Genomic DNA, 15,940 nt, shown 5'->3' on the forward strand with positions numbered 1-15,940 from the left:
GGCGGGGCCGGCATGCGCGGGGAACCTGCCGGGACCGGCCGGTGCAGGGGACACGGCGGGGCCGGCATGCGCGGGGAACCTGCCGGGACCCGGTGATGCAGGGGACTTGTCGGGACCAGCCGACGCACCGGACCCGTCGTGGGCCGGTGGCCCTGGGGTCCGAGCAGGAGCCGGTGACGGGCGGGACCGGGCAGGACCAGCTGACCCGGGGAACTTGCCGGGACCAGCTGACGCAGGAGACCCGTCGGGGGCCGGTGGTGCGCGGGACCGAGCAGGAACTGGTGACGGGCGGGACCGGGCAGGGACCGGTGAGGCACGGGGCGGTCCGGAGGCCGGGGTATCCGCCCTTCCTTGGGGGGACCGTCGACCGCCGCCGATCGACCCCGAGTTGATCCGGACCGTGCCGCACAACTGTGCCGTCGACCGTTGGGCGGCCGAGGCGCGGATTCTGCTCGGTGCCGAGGGGCGGTCCGCCGGTCGCGTGCTGGTGCGGTTCGGCGGGCGGCACCGGCTGGTGCTGGAGCTCTCCGCGGACGACGGCCTGATACGGACCGTACCGACCCCCACCGCCGGTTCCGTCTCCGCACTCCCCGTCCTGCCCGACGCGGCGACCTGGGTCGTCCCCGACCTCGAACTCCTGCGCACCGGCGCGATCGAGGCCGACCGGCTGCACCCCCTGGTCGCCGCGGCGTTGGTACCGGACCGCACGGCCACCGGACCGCCCCGGATCCACGACGGGCCCGGGCAGCAGCGGATCGTGGAGTGCCGTGGCGCCCGGCACCGGATCGGTCTGGTCGACGGGGTACTGGCCCCACTGGACCATGACCCGGACGAGATCCGGCGGGAGGAACTGCTGGTCGCGCTGACCGGCACCCCACTCCCCTGCCTCCAGGCCATCGACGAGGCACACCGCCGCCCGCACTGCCTGGACGGCGTCCGCGAGCGTCTGGTGCACGGCGACACCGCCGGCGCGCTGGCCGTCGTGGAGGCGCTGCTCGGCCCCGAGGCGCTGCTCCGCACCGGCCCCCTCCGGGACGAACTGGAGGCGGCCGCGCAACGGCGCATCACATATGGCCTCTTCAGGACGGGTCTGGCGGGTCCGGGCCCCGCCTCGTTCGCACCGCGCCCGAGCACTCGTGACTCCCGGTCCCGGCGTACGCATCCGCGCCGCACGACCGCGCGCTGAACCGTCCACAGGGGAACCGCCCCTTTCTTCCTGGCCCGCTCCTAGCCCATAGGTGATCATTCATGACCACACACGCCCCTGCGCCGAACTCCCAACTCGACATCGCCGCCGATCTGTTGACCCTCCTGCGCGACTCCACCACCGAACCGCGCCCCGACTCCCAGCTGGAAGCCCTCACCCTGGCCGTCGCCGCCGACCTGCCCGTACTGCTGTGGGGCGAACCGGGGATCGGCAAGACCGCGGCGCTGACACAGCTCGCCGCGGCCCTGGACCTGCCGTTGACCACGGTGATCGCCAGCGTGCACGAGCCGTCCGACTTCTCGGGGCTGCCCGTGGTCGGGGACGATCCCGCGACGCAGGGCGTGCCGATGGCCCCGCCGGACTGGGCGGTGCGGCTGGTGCGGGCCGGTCGGGGACTGCTGTTCCTCGACGAACTGTCCACCGCGCCGCCCGCCGTCCAGGCCGCGCTGCTCCGGCTTGTCCTTGAGCGGCGGATCGGCGCTCTCCGACTGCCGCCCGGGGTGCGGATCGTGGCCGCCGCCAATCCTCGGTCCTCGGCGGCCGACGGCTGGGAGTTGAGCCCGCCGCTGGCCAACCGGTTCGTCCATCTGCAGTGGACCCACGACCATGAGGTCGTCGTACGCGGACTCGGCGGGACCTGGCCCCGGGCGACCCTGCCGCGACTCGATGCGGGGAAGCTGCCGAAGGCGGTGGACTTCGCCCGCCGGGCGGTGTGCGGGCTGCTCGCCGCGCGGCCCACGCTCGTGCACCGGCTGCCCACCGGCGAGGCCCGGCGGGGCGGGCCGTGGCCGTCGCCGCGCAGCTGGGACATGACCCTCTCCCTGATCGCCTTCGCGACGGCGGCCGGCTCCGCACGGGATGTGCTCTCCTTGCTGGTCCGGGGCACGGTGGGGGACGGTCCGGGTCTTGAGCTGCTGGCGAGCCTGGACCGGCTGGACCTTCCCGATCCGGAAGAGGTGCTCGCCGACCCGGCGGGAGCCGTCCTGCCCGAGCGGGGAGATCTCCGGCAGGCCGTGCTCGACGGCGTGGTGGCGGCCGTACGCGCACGTCCGGACCGGGCCCGCTGGGACTCGGCCTGGGCGGTGCTGGTCCGGGCGCTGGAGACCGGGGCCCCGGATCTCGTGGTCGTACCCGCGACGACACTCGCCTCGCTGCGCCGGGAGGACTGGGACGTACCTGCGGCGATCGAGAAGCTGGCCGGGACGGTGGTGCTGTCCCAGCGCGCGGACCGGGCCGCCGCCGCTGCCAAGGGGCGCCGATGACCACCGACGCCCCCGAGAGCATGGGGACCCTGGACCGCGACAAGCTCTTCGCCGCCCGCCTCCAAGCCGCCCGGGCCCGCCCCTACCTGGCCACCGCGCTCTTCGCCCTGCACACCGTCGAGTCGAAGCGGGTCCCGACGATGGCCGTGGACCGGCACTGGCGGTGCTATGTGTCGCCGGCGTTCGTGGACCGGACGCCGGTGGAGGAGCTGGCGGGTGTATGGGTGCACGAGGCGTCGCATCTGCTGCGCGACCACCACGGGCGCGGTGACCGGGTGGCCCGGGAGCGCGGGCTGACCGGCGTGGGGGACCGGCTGCGGATGAACATCGCCGCGGACTGCGAGATCAACGACGACGTGTACGGCGACGGGTTGGTCCGGCCCGAGGGAGCCGTCGAGCCGGGGCGCCTGCGGCTGGGGGAGGGTCGGCTGATGGAGGAGTACCTGAAGGACATCAGCCTCGGGCCGCTCACGCTTGACCTGTCCTGGCTGGACTGCGGGAGCGGCGCCGACGGTCTGGAGCGCGAGTGGGACCTGGGGGCCGACGGCGAGGACGGTCTGAGCGAACAGGAGCGGGACGCGGTCCGCTTCCGGGTCGCGGAGGGCATCAAGGCGCACCCCGGGCGCGCCCCCAGGGGCTGGCGGCGGTGGGCGGAGGAGGCCTTTCATCCGCCGCAGCCGTGGCGGGACCTGCTGGGCGCGGCGCTCCGCTCGGCGGTCTCCGGTGCCGGGTCGGGCGACGACTACACCTACGGCCGCCCCTCGCGGCGCTCGGCCGGGGTGCCCGGCGCGGTCCTGCCGAGTCTGCGGCGCAGGCCGCCCCGGGTGTGCGTGATCATCGACACCTCGGGCTCGGTCAGCGACGGCGAGCTGGGCAGCGCGCTCCTTGAGGTCGCCGCGCTCTCCCGTGCCGTGGGTGGCCGCCGCGACCTGGTCACCGTGCTCTCGTGCGACGCGGCGGCCGGAATGGTGCGTCCGCTGTGCCGGGCCGAGGGCATCCCACTGACCGGTGGCGGGGGTACGGACCTGCGCGCGGGCTTCGACAGGGCCCTGCGCTCACGGCCCCGGCCCGACGTTGTCGTGGCCCTGACCGACGGCCAGACGCCCTGGCCGAGCGCGCAGCCGTCCTGCCGTACGGTGATCGGCCTGTTCCCTCGCCCCGGGGTGAGCAGGGCACGCCGCGAGAACAACCCCGAGTACGTGCCCACCGCGCCGCCCGCGTGGGCCCGAGTGGTCGAGATCGGTTCGGGCTCCGGGCCGGTGATGTGACAAGGCTCTGAGGCCGTGGACTGCCGGTCAACCCGGCGTCGGGGCACGCCGATTGACGATGACCGGACCCTTGGGGTGGACGTGGAGGTGGTGGGCCACGAGATCATGGGGGCCTGCGCAGTCCGGGGCACATTGCGCGCCTGGGTGGGAGGAGCGTCATGACCAATGTGGACGTGCACCAGCATCTGTGGAGCCCTTCGCTGGTGGCGGCCTTGAGGGCGCGTCGCGAGCCACCGTATCTGGACGGCTGGACCCTGTATCTGGACGGTGAGCCGCCCTACGACCTTCCGCCCGCCGACCACGACGTGGCCCTGCGCGCCGAGCTCGCCGCCACCGACGGCCTCGGCCTCGCGCTCGTCTCGCTGTCCGCGCCGATCGGCGTGGAGTGGCTGCCCGCGGCCGAGGCGCGGCCGCTGCTGGACGCCTACCACGAGGGCTCGGCCGCGCTCCCCCAACCTTTCGGGGCGTGGGCCGCCGCCTGTGTCCGGGACATCGATGCCATGGCGACGGCCCAAGCCCTCGACCAGGGTTTCGTCGGCCTGCAGCTGCCCGCCGACGCCCTTGCGGACGCGGCCGGTTACGCCCGGTGCGCTCCCCTGCTCGATCTGCTCGAAGAGCGGGACCTCCCGCTCTTCGTCCACCCGGGGCCCGCGCCCGGCGGCTCCGACGGACTCGGCTGGTGGCCCGCGATGGTGCCCTACGTCCAGCAGATGCACGCGGCCTGGTTCGCCTTTCGCGCTCACGGCCGGCCGCGTCATCCGCGGCTGCGGGTCTGTTTCGCGCTCCTGGCCGGACTCGCCCCGCTGCACGGGGAGCGGTTCGCCGCCCGCGGGGACGGCGACGGACGCGCGGATCCGTTGGTGTTCGTCGAGACGTCCTCGTACGGTCCGCGCGCGGTCGAGTCCGTCGTGCGTGCCCTTGGCGTGGACGCCGTGATCCAGGGTTCGGACCGGCCGTACGCGGAGCCGCCACAGCATCCCGGCCACGGTCTCGGCGGAGCAGCGGCGTACGCCTTCCGTATCGCCAACCCCCGGAGACTGCTCACCGGGACGGAGTGACCGCGCGGTTTTCACAGGTGAGCGGGGCGCCGATCGTGCCGATCACCATCCGCCTGTCCGTTCTGCTCACACACCGCCCGCGGCGATGCCCCCAGCTACTTGCGGCATGTCGTGTTGAACGCCTGGAGGTCGGGGATGCCGACGGTCGCCGCGATCACCGGGATGGCGAGGGTCGGGGTGATGAGCAGGTGCCCGGCGCTTTGCGATCGGCGGCGCCGGATCATGCCAGATGCTCTTCGATGTGGGCGATGGCGGGGCGGGGTGCCGGGAGCCGGGGCGTTCTCGGCGGCGGTGAGGGCGGTCGTACGCCACAGCACCGTCCACAGATGGCGGGGGCCCTCGCCGGGGATTGCGCGCCTGCCGCGACCCTCTGCCGCAGCAGCCCGCGCAACACCGCCGCGTCCGCCCCGGCGTCCTGCATCACCGGGACCCTGCGCCGCTCGCCCCCGCCCCGCCCTCGCCCTCGCCCGCCCGGCAGTCGGCAGTGGGCGTAGAGGCGTCGTTCCTGAAGCACGAGTTCTTCTTCGAGAGGCTGGTCCGGCGGCGCATGAGACCCAGCTCACAGCTTCAGCAGTTCAGATATGCTCCAATACGCCATAAGCGTGACAAATCGGACTCCACCTTTCGAGGACATGCACCAGATGACCCACCGCCCCCTGTACGCGCGCTCGGCCCCCTTCCTCGCCTCGGAGACCTTGCATGAGCTGTCGGAGGTGGCCCGGGCGGCGGGGACCGGGCAGGTGCTGGACGAGCTGTGGACGGCCCGCCGTTTCCTGGACGGGACACCGGCGGCGGTCGCGGTCCTGGACTCGGAACTGCGCTATCTGTACCTGAACGACACCTTGGCGGGGTTCAACGGGCTGCCCGTCGAGGACCACATCGGCCGTCCCATGCCGGAGGTGATCCCCGGCTCCGGGCCCTCGGCGGATGTGGTGCGCGAGGTGATCCGTACCGGCCGGCCGCAGACGGTCGTGTTCGACAGCCGGGTGCCCCTCGACCCGGTGGACGTGCCGCGCTGGTGGCTCGGCGCCTTCCACCGGCTCGACGGTGAGGACGGCGAGATCGTCGGAGTCGCCGCCGTGGTCATGGAGGTGACGGAGGCGATCCAGCAGCGTGAGTCACTGCGGCGGGCCCAGGAGCGTCTGGAGCTGCTGGAGGAGACCGCCGCCCGGGTCGGCAGCACGCTCGACGCGGCCGAGGCCTGCCGGGCGCTGACCGATCTGCTGGTGCCGCGGTTCGCCGACTACGCCGTCGTGGACGTGCTCGACCCCGCGGGCACCCGCCGGGCCCCGGCCACGCCCGTCCCGGTGCGGCTGCGCCGGATGGCGGTGGCCACGGCTCCCGGCATGCCCGAGCCGCTCACCCCCATGACCAGAAGCGGCGAGGCCATCTTCCACCAGGCCAGTTCGTCGATGGCCCAAGTGCTGACCGGGCACAAGCCCGTGGTGCTCACCCGGCCCGACGACGACACCGCGCGCCTCCTCGCCCCCACCCGGCAGCGGTTGGAGCGCTACCGGGCCCTGGAGCTGCAATCGGTGGCCTACCTGCCCCTGATGGTGGGCGGTGAGCCCGTGGGAGCCGTCATCGTGGGCCGCAGAGGGGACTCCCCCGAGTTCACCCCGGAGGACGTCGAGCTTCTGGAGCTGCTGACCGCACGGGCCTCGACGGGCATCGGCCACGCCCTGCGCTACACGCACGAGCACGAGACCGCCCTGGAGATGCAGCGCGCCTTCCTGGCCACCCCGCACACCCCGGGGCCGGGCGTGGAGATCGCCAGCTGCTATCTGCCCGCCGGGCGGGGCGCCGAGGTCGGCGGCGACTGGTTCGACGCGGTCGCCCTGCCCTCGGGGCGCACCCTGCTCGTGGTCGGGGACGTCATGGGGCACGGGGTGCGGGCGGCCGCGGCGATGAGTGAGTACCGCTCGCTGATCCGGGCACTGGCCCTGCAGGGACTGGCTCCCGACCGGCTGCTCACCGAGGCGGACCGGACCGCCCACGCGCTCGACCTCGACCGCGTCGCCACCTGCGTCCTGGCTCTCCTGGACCCCGACGCCGAACACGTCGTCCTGGCCACGGCCGGTCATGTCCCGCCCCTGCTGGTCCGGCCGGACACCACCCCCGAACTCGTGGACCTGCCCGTCGGTCCTCCACTGGGCACGGGCTCCGGCGGGTACGAGAGCCGGCACTGCCCGCTGCCGCCGGGCTCCCTGCTGCTGGCCTACACGGACGGGCTCGTGGAGCGGCGCGGCGAGGACATAGACACCGGCCTCGACGCCCTGTCCGCCATGCCCATCGCCTCCGGGCAGTCCCTGCCGGACGTCCTGAACACCGTCCTCGACCGGCTGGCCCCGACCAACTCGGAGGACGACGTCACGCTGCTGGCGGCCCGGACCCTTGAGGCGGGACTCACGCTCCGGTCACCTTCCTGATCCAGGTCCGGTGGAAGGAGACGCTGCTGTACTCGTCCGGACCGAACAGGACTCCGACCTGCACGCCCTTGGAGAAGGCGGGGCCGTGCACTGAAGGATCCGTAACCGTGGATGTTCACGATGCGTCCTTGCGCGGGTCGCCGTCCGCGAGCTTCACGTGCGGTGCCTTGACGGGCTTGGCGACCCGGAACAGGGCGACGTCGACGCCGTCCGTCAGCACCCAGCGGTCGGTGAGCACGGTGCCGGTACGGGCTGGGTCAACCTTCCCGGAGGGTGGGGGCCGTCACCTCGGCCGCTCGGCCGGGGATCGGCGGCGGTGAGCGGACCCGGGTGGGCCTTTCGGCCGAGGCGGCCCGAAGGGAGCGGGAGTTCGGTTCGGGGGTCATCTTCGGCCCTTTGAAGGCCAGTTGTGGCCCGGCAGGCGGTCGTGTCGGGGTGGTGTTCAGTCAAGGTGGGGCAGTCCCGGAGACCCCCGCCGCCGGCCATGGTGACGCGCATACGGTCCGGCCATCCGGCGGACGGACCCGGCACGGGCCCGCCGCGATCCACAGACACAGAGGGAGACACCGTGGCGAGTGTGGAAGTGTCACTGAAGGAGATGCTGGCCGGGACGGAAGGGGCGATGGCGGCCGCGGTCGTCGACTACACCAGCGGGATGGCGCTGGGCACGCTGGGCGGCGGCAAGGACCTGGACATGACGGTCGCGGCGGCCGGCAACACCGATGTCATCCGGGCCAAGGTGCGCACCATGGAGCAGTTGGGCCTCAAGAGCAGTATCGAGGACATCCTGATCACGCTCGGCAGCCAGTACCACCTCATCCGCCTGGTGACCGGCCGCAACGGCAACGGGCTGTTCCTGTATCTGGTCCTCGACAAGGCCCGCTCGAACCTGGCGATGGCACGCCACCAACTCAGGCGCGTGGAGGAGCAGTTGGAGATCTAGGTCCGCTCTCGGGCCGGGGACGCCGTGCGCCCGCGATGTGAAGACTTCTTCAAGTCGCCACATCCACATGAGTCCAATCCGTGGCCGCAGGGCGTCCCCGACCAGAAGGATCGGCACCGACGACCCCGTACCGTCCGGCAGGGAGCGAGCACCCATGCACGTCCCCCTCTACCAGGCCAAGGCGGACTTCTTCCGCATGCTCGGGCACCCCGTGCGCATCCGTGTCCTGGAGCTGCTCCAGCACGGGCCCGTGCCCGTCCGTGACCTGCTCTCCGACATCGACATCGAGCCCTCCAGCCTCTCCCAGCAACTGGCCGTCCTGCGGCGGTCCGGCATCGTCGTGTCCATCCGCGAGGGCTCCACGGTGAGTTACGCGCTCGCCGGCGGCGACGTCGCCGAACTCCTGCGCGCCGCCCGCCGTATCCTCACGGAGCTCCTGGCCGGCCAGAACCAGCTTCTCAGCCAGCTCCAGGAGGCCGACACCGCCGTACCCGCGACTCCCCCGCCGCGGCCCGGTTCCCCGGCGGGCGGCCTTCTCACCGATCGGGGCAGTCCTCGTCCGACACCGTGACGTTCCGGCCGTCGTCGTAGGTCACGTCGGCGGTGACCGGGGCGGGGGACGGATGGTTGAGTCGGTGCGCGGCGGCGGCCGTGCAGACCAGCTGCCTTACGCCGATGTCGGTCAACGTGCCCATGCCCGGGGGCAGTTGGATCGTCATGGTGTCGCCCTTCGTCGTCACCGTCGGGGCGTCCGACGACGGCGAGGGGTTCCCCGACGGGCCCGTGGTGGCCGACGGCTCCGTGGTGGCCGACGGGACCGTGGTGGCCGACGGGACCGCCACGGCGGTCGGCAGCCCCGGTACCTCGCTGTGGAGGTCCTTGCCCGCGCGCCCCTCGCCGGCCAGCGGGCCGGCCATCAGCAGCCGGAGCGCCGCCGTGGGGTCGCCGGGCTGGTCGGTGTCGCGCGGCATCGCGACGAGCCCGCCGTCCTCGACGAAGTAGACCGGCGTCATCGGGAGGACCCCGCTCGCGGGGACGCCCGCCTCCACCACCCCGGTCGCTGGGATCCCGCAGGAGGTGAGCGCGAAGAGCGTCAGCAACGGCGGGACACGGCGCAAGGCCTTCATGACGGGTGCTCCTCGGGCGACTCGTCCCGCCGCAGCGGAAGTTCTACGGTGAAGACGGCGCCGCCCGCCGGGTGGTTGGCGGCGCGGACGGTGCCGCCGTGGATGCGGACGTTCTCGGCGGTGATCGACAGGCCGAGGCCGCTGCCCTCGGAGCGGATCCGGGCGGTGTCCGACTTGTAGAACCGCTCGAAGACATGGGGCAGGACGTCGTAGGGGATGCCGGGCCCGCTGTCCCTCACCTCGATCTCGGCCACTGCGTCGGCCGCGCTCAGGCGCACCCGTACCGGACGGGCGCCGTGCTTCAGGGCGTTGCCGACCAGGTTGGCGACGACCACGTCGAGGCGGCGCGGGTCGACGCGTCCGCGCACCGCGTGCGGGGGCGGCAGTTCGGTCTCCACGGTGTCCGTCCAGCCGCGGGAGGCGAGGGTGCGCCGGATGGACTCGGCGAGGTCGATCTCGTCCAGGTGCAGCACCGCCGCACCCGCGTCGAAGCGGGAGATCTCCATCAAGTCGTCGACGAGACGGGCGAGTTTCACGGTCTCCTCACTGATGAGGCGGACCGCGGTGGCGGTGTCCGGGTCCAGCCGGGCGGCGTCCTCGTCGAGGACGTCGGTGACCGCCGACATGGCGGCGAGCGGGGTGCGCAGTTCGTGCGAGACGTCGGCGGCGAAGCGCCGGGCCCGGGCCTCCATCTCGCGCAGTTCCGCCACCGAGGTCTCCAGCGCGGCGGCCGTCTCGTTGAACGTGTGGGACAGATCGGCGAGTTCGTCGGAGCCGTTGACCGCGAGGCGGGTGTCCAGGCGCCCTTCTGCGATCCGGCGGGTGGCGTGCCGGAGCTTGCGCACCGGCACCAGCACCCCGCGGGCGGCGAACAGCGCGAGCACGACGGCGAGCACGAGGGCCGCCACCATGGCCCGTTCGACGGCGGTGACCAGGGCGTCGACGTACGCCTGTTCCGTGGTCTGCGGAACCACCAGGAACACCTGGACGCCCGTGGCCGCGTCGGCCACGTTGGGGCCGCCGAAGAGAATCGACATGCCGACGACGAGGGAGGTGCGGCCGCCCTCCCGCACCCGTTGGAAGACGGTGGCCCGACTGGATCCGACGGCCTCGCGCACGGCCGGCGTCACCTCGGTGAGCGGGTCGCCGGGGACGGAGGAGCCGCTGAGGTCGCCGTACGTCACCAGCACCCGCCAACTGCCCTGCGACTCGGTGGCCGCCGTGTCCTCGGCGAACTTCCGCAACGCCGATTCGTCGGGCGGCAAGGAGAGTTCGGCGGCGTGCTGGTTGAGCTGGGCGCGCAGTTGTCTGATGGTGGCGTCCTGGCTCTGCTGGAGCACCCCGGTGCGAGCCTCCCTGAAGGTCAGGGCTCCGGTCGAGATGGCGGCGACGGCGGCCACCAGCCCGAAGGCCACCACCAGGCGAGAACGCAGGCCGCGCAGCCGGCGCGCGGTCACGGCGCCGCGAAACGGTAGCCGAAACCGCGCACGGTGTGGATGTAGCGGGGTGCGCGGGGCGGCTCGGACATCTTGGTGCGCAGTCGTTTGACACAGGCGTCCACCAGGCGTGCGTCGCCGTGGTAGTCGTGCTCCCAGACCGCTTCCAGGAGTTGCTGACGGCTGAACACCTGGCCCGGGGAGGCGGAGAGGGTGAGCAGAAGCCGTAGCTCGGAGGGGGCGAGGGCGATCGGCTCGCCGCTCAGCGCGACGGTCAGTCCCGCCCGGTCCACGGCCAGGTCGCCATAGGTGTCGATCTTCGGCAGGCCCTCGGCGTCGGGCGCGCCCCCGGCCGCCCGACGCAGGACCGCGCGTATGCGCGCGTCGAGCACACGGGCCAGTACGGGCTTGACGACATAGTCGTCGGCGCCGGCCTCCAGACCGACAACGATGTCCACTTCGTCACCCCTTGCCGTCGCCATGATGATCGGCAGGGTCTGGTCGAGGGCCCGTATGCCCCGGCACACGTCCAGGCCGGTCATGCCGGGGAGCATCAGATCGAGGACCACGATGTCCGGCCGGAAGGAGCGCAGCCGGTCCATTCCCTCCTCGCCGGTCGCGGTGGCGTCGACGTCGTGGTTCTGACGGCGCAGGGCCAGGGCGACACCCTCCCGGACGGCGGGGTCGTCTTCGATCAGCAGTACACGTGACATGCGCACAGTATCCACAGGGCCATGACCATGAGGAGGGTTATCGGTTCGTTATCTTCCGGGCCAGGTCCGATCACATGGCGATCACATCGTGAACGACCGTGACAGCGCACAAACGAAAGCCCGCCGGCCGCAGTCGCCGGAAGCGCTCCGAACGGAGCGTGAAGAGGCAACTGACGGGCGGCCTGGTCGCGTTGGCCGCCTTCGCGGCCGTCGGCGGCGCGGTGGTGGCATGGCTGCCGTCCGACGCGAAACGACCGCCCACCGCGGCCGGCTCGCCCACCACCACCGAGAGCCCGAAGGCTCGGCAGACCGGTCGGTCGCCGGAACCCGAGAAGTCCGGCGCATCTCCGAGCCCTTCCGCGACGCCCCTCCCCCGGAGCGGCCCGGGGACCTTCGTCACCGCGCCCGGCGGAAGCGGGAAGGTGGGCAAGGGCACGCCCATGCGCTACCGCGTCGAGGTGGAGAACGGCATCACGATCACCCCCTCGGACGTCGCCACCCAGGTGGAGAGGATCCTGGCCGACCCGCGCGGCTGGACCGCCGACGGTCACTCCGCGTTCCAGCGGGTGTCCAGCGGCCCGACCGACTTCGTGGTCCGCCTCGCCACCCCGACGACCGTCGACGGGATCTGCGCCGAGGGCGGCCTCGACACCGGCGGCACGGTGAACTGCAGCGTGAACCACAAGGTGGTGGTGAACCTCAGACGCTGGGTCCTGGCGACCAAGTACTACGCGAACGACGTCAGCGGATACCGGGCTCTGATCATCAATCACGAGGTCGGCCACTTCCTCGGCCACGGCCATGTCACCTGCCCGGGAAAGGGGCGGCCCGCCCCCGCGATGATGCAGCAGATCAAGGGCCTGCTCGGCTGCGTCCCCAATGTCTGGCCGTACGACAGCGACGGCCGTCTCATCACGGGCCCCTCCGTCCCGTGACACTCATCCCCCGACGAACTGGAGTTCAGATGGAGTTACGCGTACGCCACAGACATGCGGCCACGGCCGCGGGAGTGGCTTCCGCGACCCTGGTGCTGGCCGGTCTCCCGGCCGGCGCCGGAGCCGTCGCCGACGTCTCCGGGGCGAGCACCCCTACGGCCTCCGCGGTCAGGACGGTCACGCTCGTCACGGGCGACCGGGTCCTGGTCGACGGCACCGGCCAGGTCTCCGGAGTGGAGCGGGCGCAGGGCCGTCAGGGCATGCCGTTCTCGATCCGGGTCATCGCCGGGCACACCCGGGTCGTCCCCGGTGACGCCGAACTGCTGCTCGCGCAGGGCACGTTGGACCCTCGCCTGTTCGACGTCACCCAGCTGCTCAAGGACGGCTACGACGACACGGGCCGTTCCGACCTGCCGCTGATCGTCACCTTCCGCGGCGACAAGGCGCCCTCGACGAGCCCGTTCACCGCGGCCGGCGCCAGGCTGGGCCGTCAGCTGCCCGTCGTCAACGGCAGGGCGATGCGGTCCGCGAAGAAGCGCGGCCCCGAGTTCTGGAAGGCCGTGACCCACAACTCCACCGACGGAACGGCTGAGTTCACCGCCGCGACCGGCGTGGAGAAGTTGTGGCTCGACGGCAGACGCCAGGCGTCCCTGGACAAGAGCGTCCCGCAGATCGGGGCGCCGACCGCCTGGGCCGCGGGCTTCGACGGCACCGGCACCAAGGTCGCGGTCCTGGACACCGGCATCGACACCACGCACCCGGACTTCGCGGGCAAGGTGGTCGCGGAGCGGGACTTCAGCGGCACCGGCTCCACCGCCGACAAGTTCGGCCACGGCACCCATGTGGCGTCCACCGTGGCGGGCAGCGGCGCGAAGTCCGACGGCAAGTACAAGGGCGTCGCGCCGGGGGCTCAGCTCCTCAACGGCAAGGTCCTGGACGACGACGGCGGCGGCAACGACTCCGGGATCATCGCCGGTATGGAGTGGGCGGTGGCCCAGGGCGCGGACGTCGTCAACCTGAGCCTGGGCGGCACCGATCTGCCCGGCATCGACCCGATGGAGGAGGCGGTCAACCGGCTCTCGGCCGAGTCCGACACGCTCTTCGTCATCGCGGCAGGCAACGAGGGCGACGGCGAGCGGACCGTCGGTTCGCCCGGCAGCGCGGCGGCCGCGCTCACCGTCGGCGCGGTCGACAAGTCCGACTCCCTCGCCGACTTCTCCAGCCGCGGTCCGCGCGTCGGCGACGGCGGGGTCAAGCCCGACCTGACCGCGCCGGGTGTCGACATCACGGCCGCGGCCGCCGCCGGCAGTCTCCTGTCGGAGTTGTATCCCTCCGACATCCCCGGGTACCTCACGATCGAGGGCACCTCGATGGCGACCCCGCATGTCGCGGGCGCCGCCGCGATCCTCGCCCAGCAGCACCCGGACTGGAGCGGCGAGCGTCTCAAGGCGGTGCTGACCGGTTCCGCGAAGCCGGGCGCGTACAGCTCCTTCCAGCAGGGCACCGGGCGGGTCGACGTGGTCCGGGCGCTGGACGAGAGTGTCGTCACCGAGCAGGGTCCCGTCGACTTCGGCGTCCAGCAGTGGCCGCACGACGACGACAAGGCCGAGACCAAGCAGCTCACTTACCGCAACCTCGGCACCGAGCCGGTCGCGCTCGATCTGTCGGTCGACGCCTACGGGGTGGACGGAAAACCCGCCGCCGAGGGCATGTTCGCCGTGTCCCCGCAGCGGATCACCGTCCCGGCGGGCGGCGTGGCGAGCGCCGAGGTCACGGCGGACACCCGCGCGGGCAGCGCCGACGGCAGCTTCGGCGGCTCGGTGTCGGCCACCTCGGCCGACGGCAAGGTGCAGGTGCGGTCCGCCGTCGGTGTCGACCGCGAGGTGGAGTCGTACAACCTGACGCTCAAGCACACCGACGAGAACGGCGAGGCGACCGGCGACGCCGTGACCTCCGTCGCGGGTCTCCACAGCAACTTCTACGCGGAGTACGCCGATGAGCGGGACGGCGAGCTGACGGTGCGGCTGCCCAAGGCCGACTACCTGCTCACCGGGGCGATCCACCCGTCCGTGTCGTCCACCCGGCACGCCGTGCTGATCCAGCCCAAGCTGCGGCTGGACAAGGACACGACGGTCGAGGTCGACGCGCGGCAGGCGAAGCCGATGGACATCACCGTGCCGGACCCGGCCGCCGTGAACAACGACGCCGCGGTGGCGATCGGCTTCGGGCGGGGCGAGGGTGAGAGCGACGCCTCCCTCCAGTTCCTGCTGCCCACCTTCGAGGGCTCACGGTTCGGACAGCTCGGCTCCGACACACCCGTGGACGGGCTGAACTCCCTGTACTCCGGCGGCTGGACCAGCAAGGACAGCGAGGGCAGGCCGGTCAACTACCACCTGGGCTGGTACCGCGAGGACAGCCTGGACGGCTTCACAGCGAACGTCCAACGGAAGCAGCTGGCCAAGGTGAACCTCCAGGCGGGCGAGCCGGTCGAGGGCCGGCGTCTCCAGGCCGAGGTGACCGCGCATCTGCCCGACGGCCGGCTGGTGACCGGCTACACGGACATGCGCGCGGACCTGCCGTTCCGGAGCACCGAGTACATCCTCGACAACGGCGTGAAGTGGTCGGTGCGCAACTGGCAGGTCTCGGGTCAGGGCGAGGACTCGGTCTTCGAGGGCTTCCTGATGCGGATGCCGAGGACCTGGCAGGCCGGCCACACCTACCGGGAGCGGTTCGGCGTGGGCGTCTTCGGCCCGGTCCTGAACCGGCCCGAGGACCTCGGTGTGGCCAGGGGCTACCCCGGTGCCGGCCGCGCGGGGAACACCCTCAGGGCGTTCCTGCCGATGTTCGGCGACGGCTCCGGGCACTGGGGCATGAGCAACACGTCGTCGGGGACGGTCACGTTGGAGGCGAACGGCAAGGAGATCCCCGACGACTACGGCATCCCGGCGACCGACGGTCTCACCGAGTACACGCTTCCGGCCGCGGACACCGCGTACAAGCTGACGGTGGACCACTCCCGCGACCCGGCCGTCCACGGGGTCAGCACCCGTGTCCAGGCACAGTGGACCTTCCACTCGGCCACGACCCCCGACGACGCCTTCACGGCACTGCCCCTGTCGACGATCCGCTACAGCCCCGACCTGACCCTGGCCAGCACGGCCAAGGCCGGCCGGCACTTCGAGGTGCCCTTCACCATCGAGGGCGCGGCGGCGGGTCAGCGCCCGGCGAAGCTCGCCTTCCAGGTGTCGTACGACGACGGGAAGACCTGGCAGCCCGCCAAGTCCGTCGGCGGCCACCTCTCTCTGAAGCACCCGGCGAAGGCGGGCTCCGTCTCCCTCCGCGCGGAGCTGACCGACCGTGACGGCAACACCCTGACCCAGACGATCGAAAGGGCCTATCTGACCACGCCGTGACCTTCTGCGGGTGACTCTGCCCGGGACGGCCTCGCCGCCGTCCCGGGCAGACGCGTTCACCACTCCGGCCTGAGCCGACGTCAACCTGCTGTGGAACCAGGCCTGTTGAGGCCAATGATTCACATGGGGTGAGCTGCGGGGATTAACGT

At 72.3% G+C, this 15,940-nt stretch carries 14 protein-coding genes; 9 read left to right on the forward strand and 5 right to left on the reverse strand.

Going from position 1 to position 15,940, the window contains the following annotated elements; translation table 11 throughout:
* The 4 genes from ACI2L1_RS41015 to ACI2L1_RS41030 all read left to right on the forward strand — a co-directional run.
* Window positions 1-1,186, forward strand: a 1,186-nt coding sequence (locus ACI2L1_RS41015; protein ID WP_404744565.1) for a hypothetical protein, incomplete at its 5' end; no start/stop codon positions are given.
* A gap of 62 nt (window positions 1,187-1,248) precedes the next feature.
* A complete protein-coding gene (locus ACI2L1_RS41020) occupies window positions 1,249-2,469 on the forward strand; it encodes an AAA family ATPase (RefSeq protein WP_404744566.1) in 1,221 nt (406 codons plus the stop codon).
* Window positions 2,466-3,737: a VWA-like domain-containing protein gene (locus ACI2L1_RS41025; RefSeq protein WP_404744567.1), complete on the forward strand. Its 1,272-nt coding sequence runs from the start codon at window positions 2,466-2,468 to the stop codon at window positions 3,735-3,737. The genes ACI2L1_RS41020 and ACI2L1_RS41025 overlap by 4 nt, the downstream gene beginning before the upstream one ends.
* Before the next feature lie 158 nt (window positions 3,738-3,895).
* A complete protein-coding gene (locus tag ACI2L1_RS41030) occupies window positions 3,896-4,795 on the forward strand; it encodes an amidohydrolase (protein WP_404744568.1) in 900 nt (299 codons plus the stop codon).
* Between the two features lie 95 nt (window positions 4,796-4,890).
* Here the strand turns inward: ACI2L1_RS41030 and ACI2L1_RS41035 are convergent, their stop codons facing one another.
* Window positions 4,891-5,019 carry a hypothetical protein gene (locus ACI2L1_RS41035; protein WP_404744569.1) on the reverse strand — a complete coding sequence of 43 codons (129 nt, stop codon included), beginning with the start codon at window positions 5,017-5,019 and terminating at the stop codon, window positions 4,891-4,893.
* Between the two features lie 408 nt (window positions 5,020-5,427).
* Here ACI2L1_RS41035 and ACI2L1_RS41040 point away from each other — a divergent pair, with 408 nt between their 5' ends.
* Complete coding sequence (locus tag ACI2L1_RS41040; RefSeq protein ID WP_404744570.1) at window positions 5,428-7,224, forward strand: SpoIIE family protein phosphatase; 1,797 nt, start codon at window positions 5,428-5,430, stop codon at window positions 7,222-7,224.
* Window positions 7,225-7,339: 115 nt separating this feature from the next.
* On the opposite strand, the gene ACI2L1_RS41045 is transcribed toward ACI2L1_RS41040, so the two are convergent.
* Complete coding sequence (locus ACI2L1_RS41045; RefSeq protein WP_404744571.1) at window positions 7,340-7,462, reverse strand: hypothetical protein; 123 nt, start codon at window positions 7,460-7,462, stop codon at window positions 7,340-7,342.
* 330 nt (window positions 7,463-7,792) lie between these two features.
* On the opposite strand from ACI2L1_RS41045, the gene ACI2L1_RS41050 reads away from it, so the two are divergent.
* Entirely contained in the window at window positions 7,793-8,167 is a 375-nt protein-coding gene (locus ACI2L1_RS41050) for a hypothetical protein (RefSeq protein ID WP_343243786.1), read from the forward strand.
* Between the two features lie 154 nt (window positions 8,168-8,321).
* Window positions 8,322-8,738, forward strand: coding sequence for an ArsR/SmtB family transcription factor (locus ACI2L1_RS41055; RefSeq protein WP_404744572.1), 417 nt, complete (start codon window positions 8,322-8,324; stop codon window positions 8,736-8,738).
* Here the strand turns inward: ACI2L1_RS41055 and ACI2L1_RS41060 are convergent.
* From ACI2L1_RS41060 to ACI2L1_RS41070, 3 genes are read right to left on the reverse strand one after another with little or no spacing between them, the layout of a single operon-like run.
* Window positions 8,704-9,294, reverse strand: a complete 591-nt coding sequence (locus ACI2L1_RS41060) for a hypothetical protein (RefSeq protein WP_404744573.1) — start codon at window positions 9,292-9,294, stop codon at window positions 8,704-8,706. The two genes, ACI2L1_RS41055 and ACI2L1_RS41060, sit on opposite strands and share 35 nt — an antisense overlap.
* Window positions 9,291-10,751, reverse strand: coding sequence for an ATP-binding protein (locus tag ACI2L1_RS41065; RefSeq protein WP_404744574.1), 1,461 nt, complete (start codon window positions 10,749-10,751; stop codon window positions 9,291-9,293). Before ACI2L1_RS41065 ends, ACI2L1_RS41060 begins: the two co-directional genes overlap by 4 nt.
* Entirely contained in the window at window positions 10,748-11,443 is a 696-nt protein-coding gene (locus ACI2L1_RS41070) for a response regulator (RefSeq protein ID WP_404744575.1), read from the reverse strand. Before ACI2L1_RS41070 ends, ACI2L1_RS41065 begins: the two co-directional genes overlap by 4 nt.
* 158 nt (window positions 11,444-11,601) lie before the next feature.
* On the opposite strand from ACI2L1_RS41070, the gene ACI2L1_RS41075 reads away from it, so the two are divergent.
* Together ACI2L1_RS41075 and ACI2L1_RS41080 are read left to right on the forward strand one after the other, a co-directional pair.
* Window positions 11,602-12,378 carry a DUF3152 domain-containing protein gene (locus ACI2L1_RS41075; protein ID WP_404744576.1) on the forward strand — a complete coding sequence of 259 codons (777 nt, stop codon included), beginning with the start codon at window positions 11,602-11,604 and terminating at the stop codon, window positions 12,376-12,378.
* A gap of 29 nt (window positions 12,379-12,407) precedes the next feature.
* Window positions 12,408-15,791 carry a S8 family serine peptidase gene (locus ACI2L1_RS41080; protein ID WP_404744577.1) on the forward strand — a complete coding sequence of 1,128 codons (3,384 nt, stop codon included), beginning with the start codon at window positions 12,408-12,410 and terminating at the stop codon, window positions 15,789-15,791.
* Window positions 15,792-15,940 lie beyond the last annotated feature (149 nt).

Origin of the sequence: Streptomyces sp. NPDC019531 (assembly GCF_044903305.1) — a bacterium.
In the GTDB taxonomy this organism is placed as follows: domain Bacteria; phylum Actinomycetota; class Actinomycetes; order Streptomycetales; family Streptomycetaceae; genus Streptomyces.

Excerpts from the sequence above, each read along its gene's own strand:
- ACI2L1_RS41020 (WP_404744566.1), top strand. The coding sequence starts at position 1,249 with ATGACCACACACGCCCCTGCGCCGAACTCCCAACTCGACATCGCCGCC.
- ACI2L1_RS41025 (WP_404744567.1), top strand. The coding sequence starts at position 2,466 with ATGACCACCGACGCCCCCGAGAGCATGGGGACCCTGGACCGCGACAAG.
- ACI2L1_RS41030 (WP_404744568.1), top strand. The coding sequence starts at position 3,896 with ATGACCAATGTGGACGTGCACCAGCATCTGTGGAGCCCTTCGCTGGTG.
- ACI2L1_RS41035 (WP_404744569.1), bottom strand. The coding sequence starts at position 5,019 with ATGATCCGGCGCCGCCGATCGCAAAGCGCCGGGCACCTGCTCATCACC.
- ACI2L1_RS41040 (WP_404744570.1), top strand. The coding sequence starts at position 5,428 with ATGCACCAGATGACCCACCGCCCCCTGTACGCGCGCTCGGCCCCCTTC.
- ACI2L1_RS41055 (WP_404744572.1), top strand. The coding sequence starts at position 8,322 with ATGCACGTCCCCCTCTACCAGGCCAAGGCGGACTTCTTCCGCATGCTC.
- ACI2L1_RS41060 (WP_404744573.1), bottom strand. The coding sequence starts at position 9,294 with ATGAAGGCCTTGCGCCGTGTCCCGCCGTTGCTGACGCTCTTCGCGCTC.
- ACI2L1_RS41070 (WP_404744575.1), bottom strand. The coding sequence starts at position 11,443 with ATGTCACGTGTACTGCTGATCGAAGACGACCCCGCCGTCCGGGAGGGT.
- ACI2L1_RS41080 (WP_404744577.1), top strand. The coding sequence starts at position 12,408 with ATGGAGTTACGCGTACGCCACAGACATGCGGCCACGGCCGCGGGAGTG.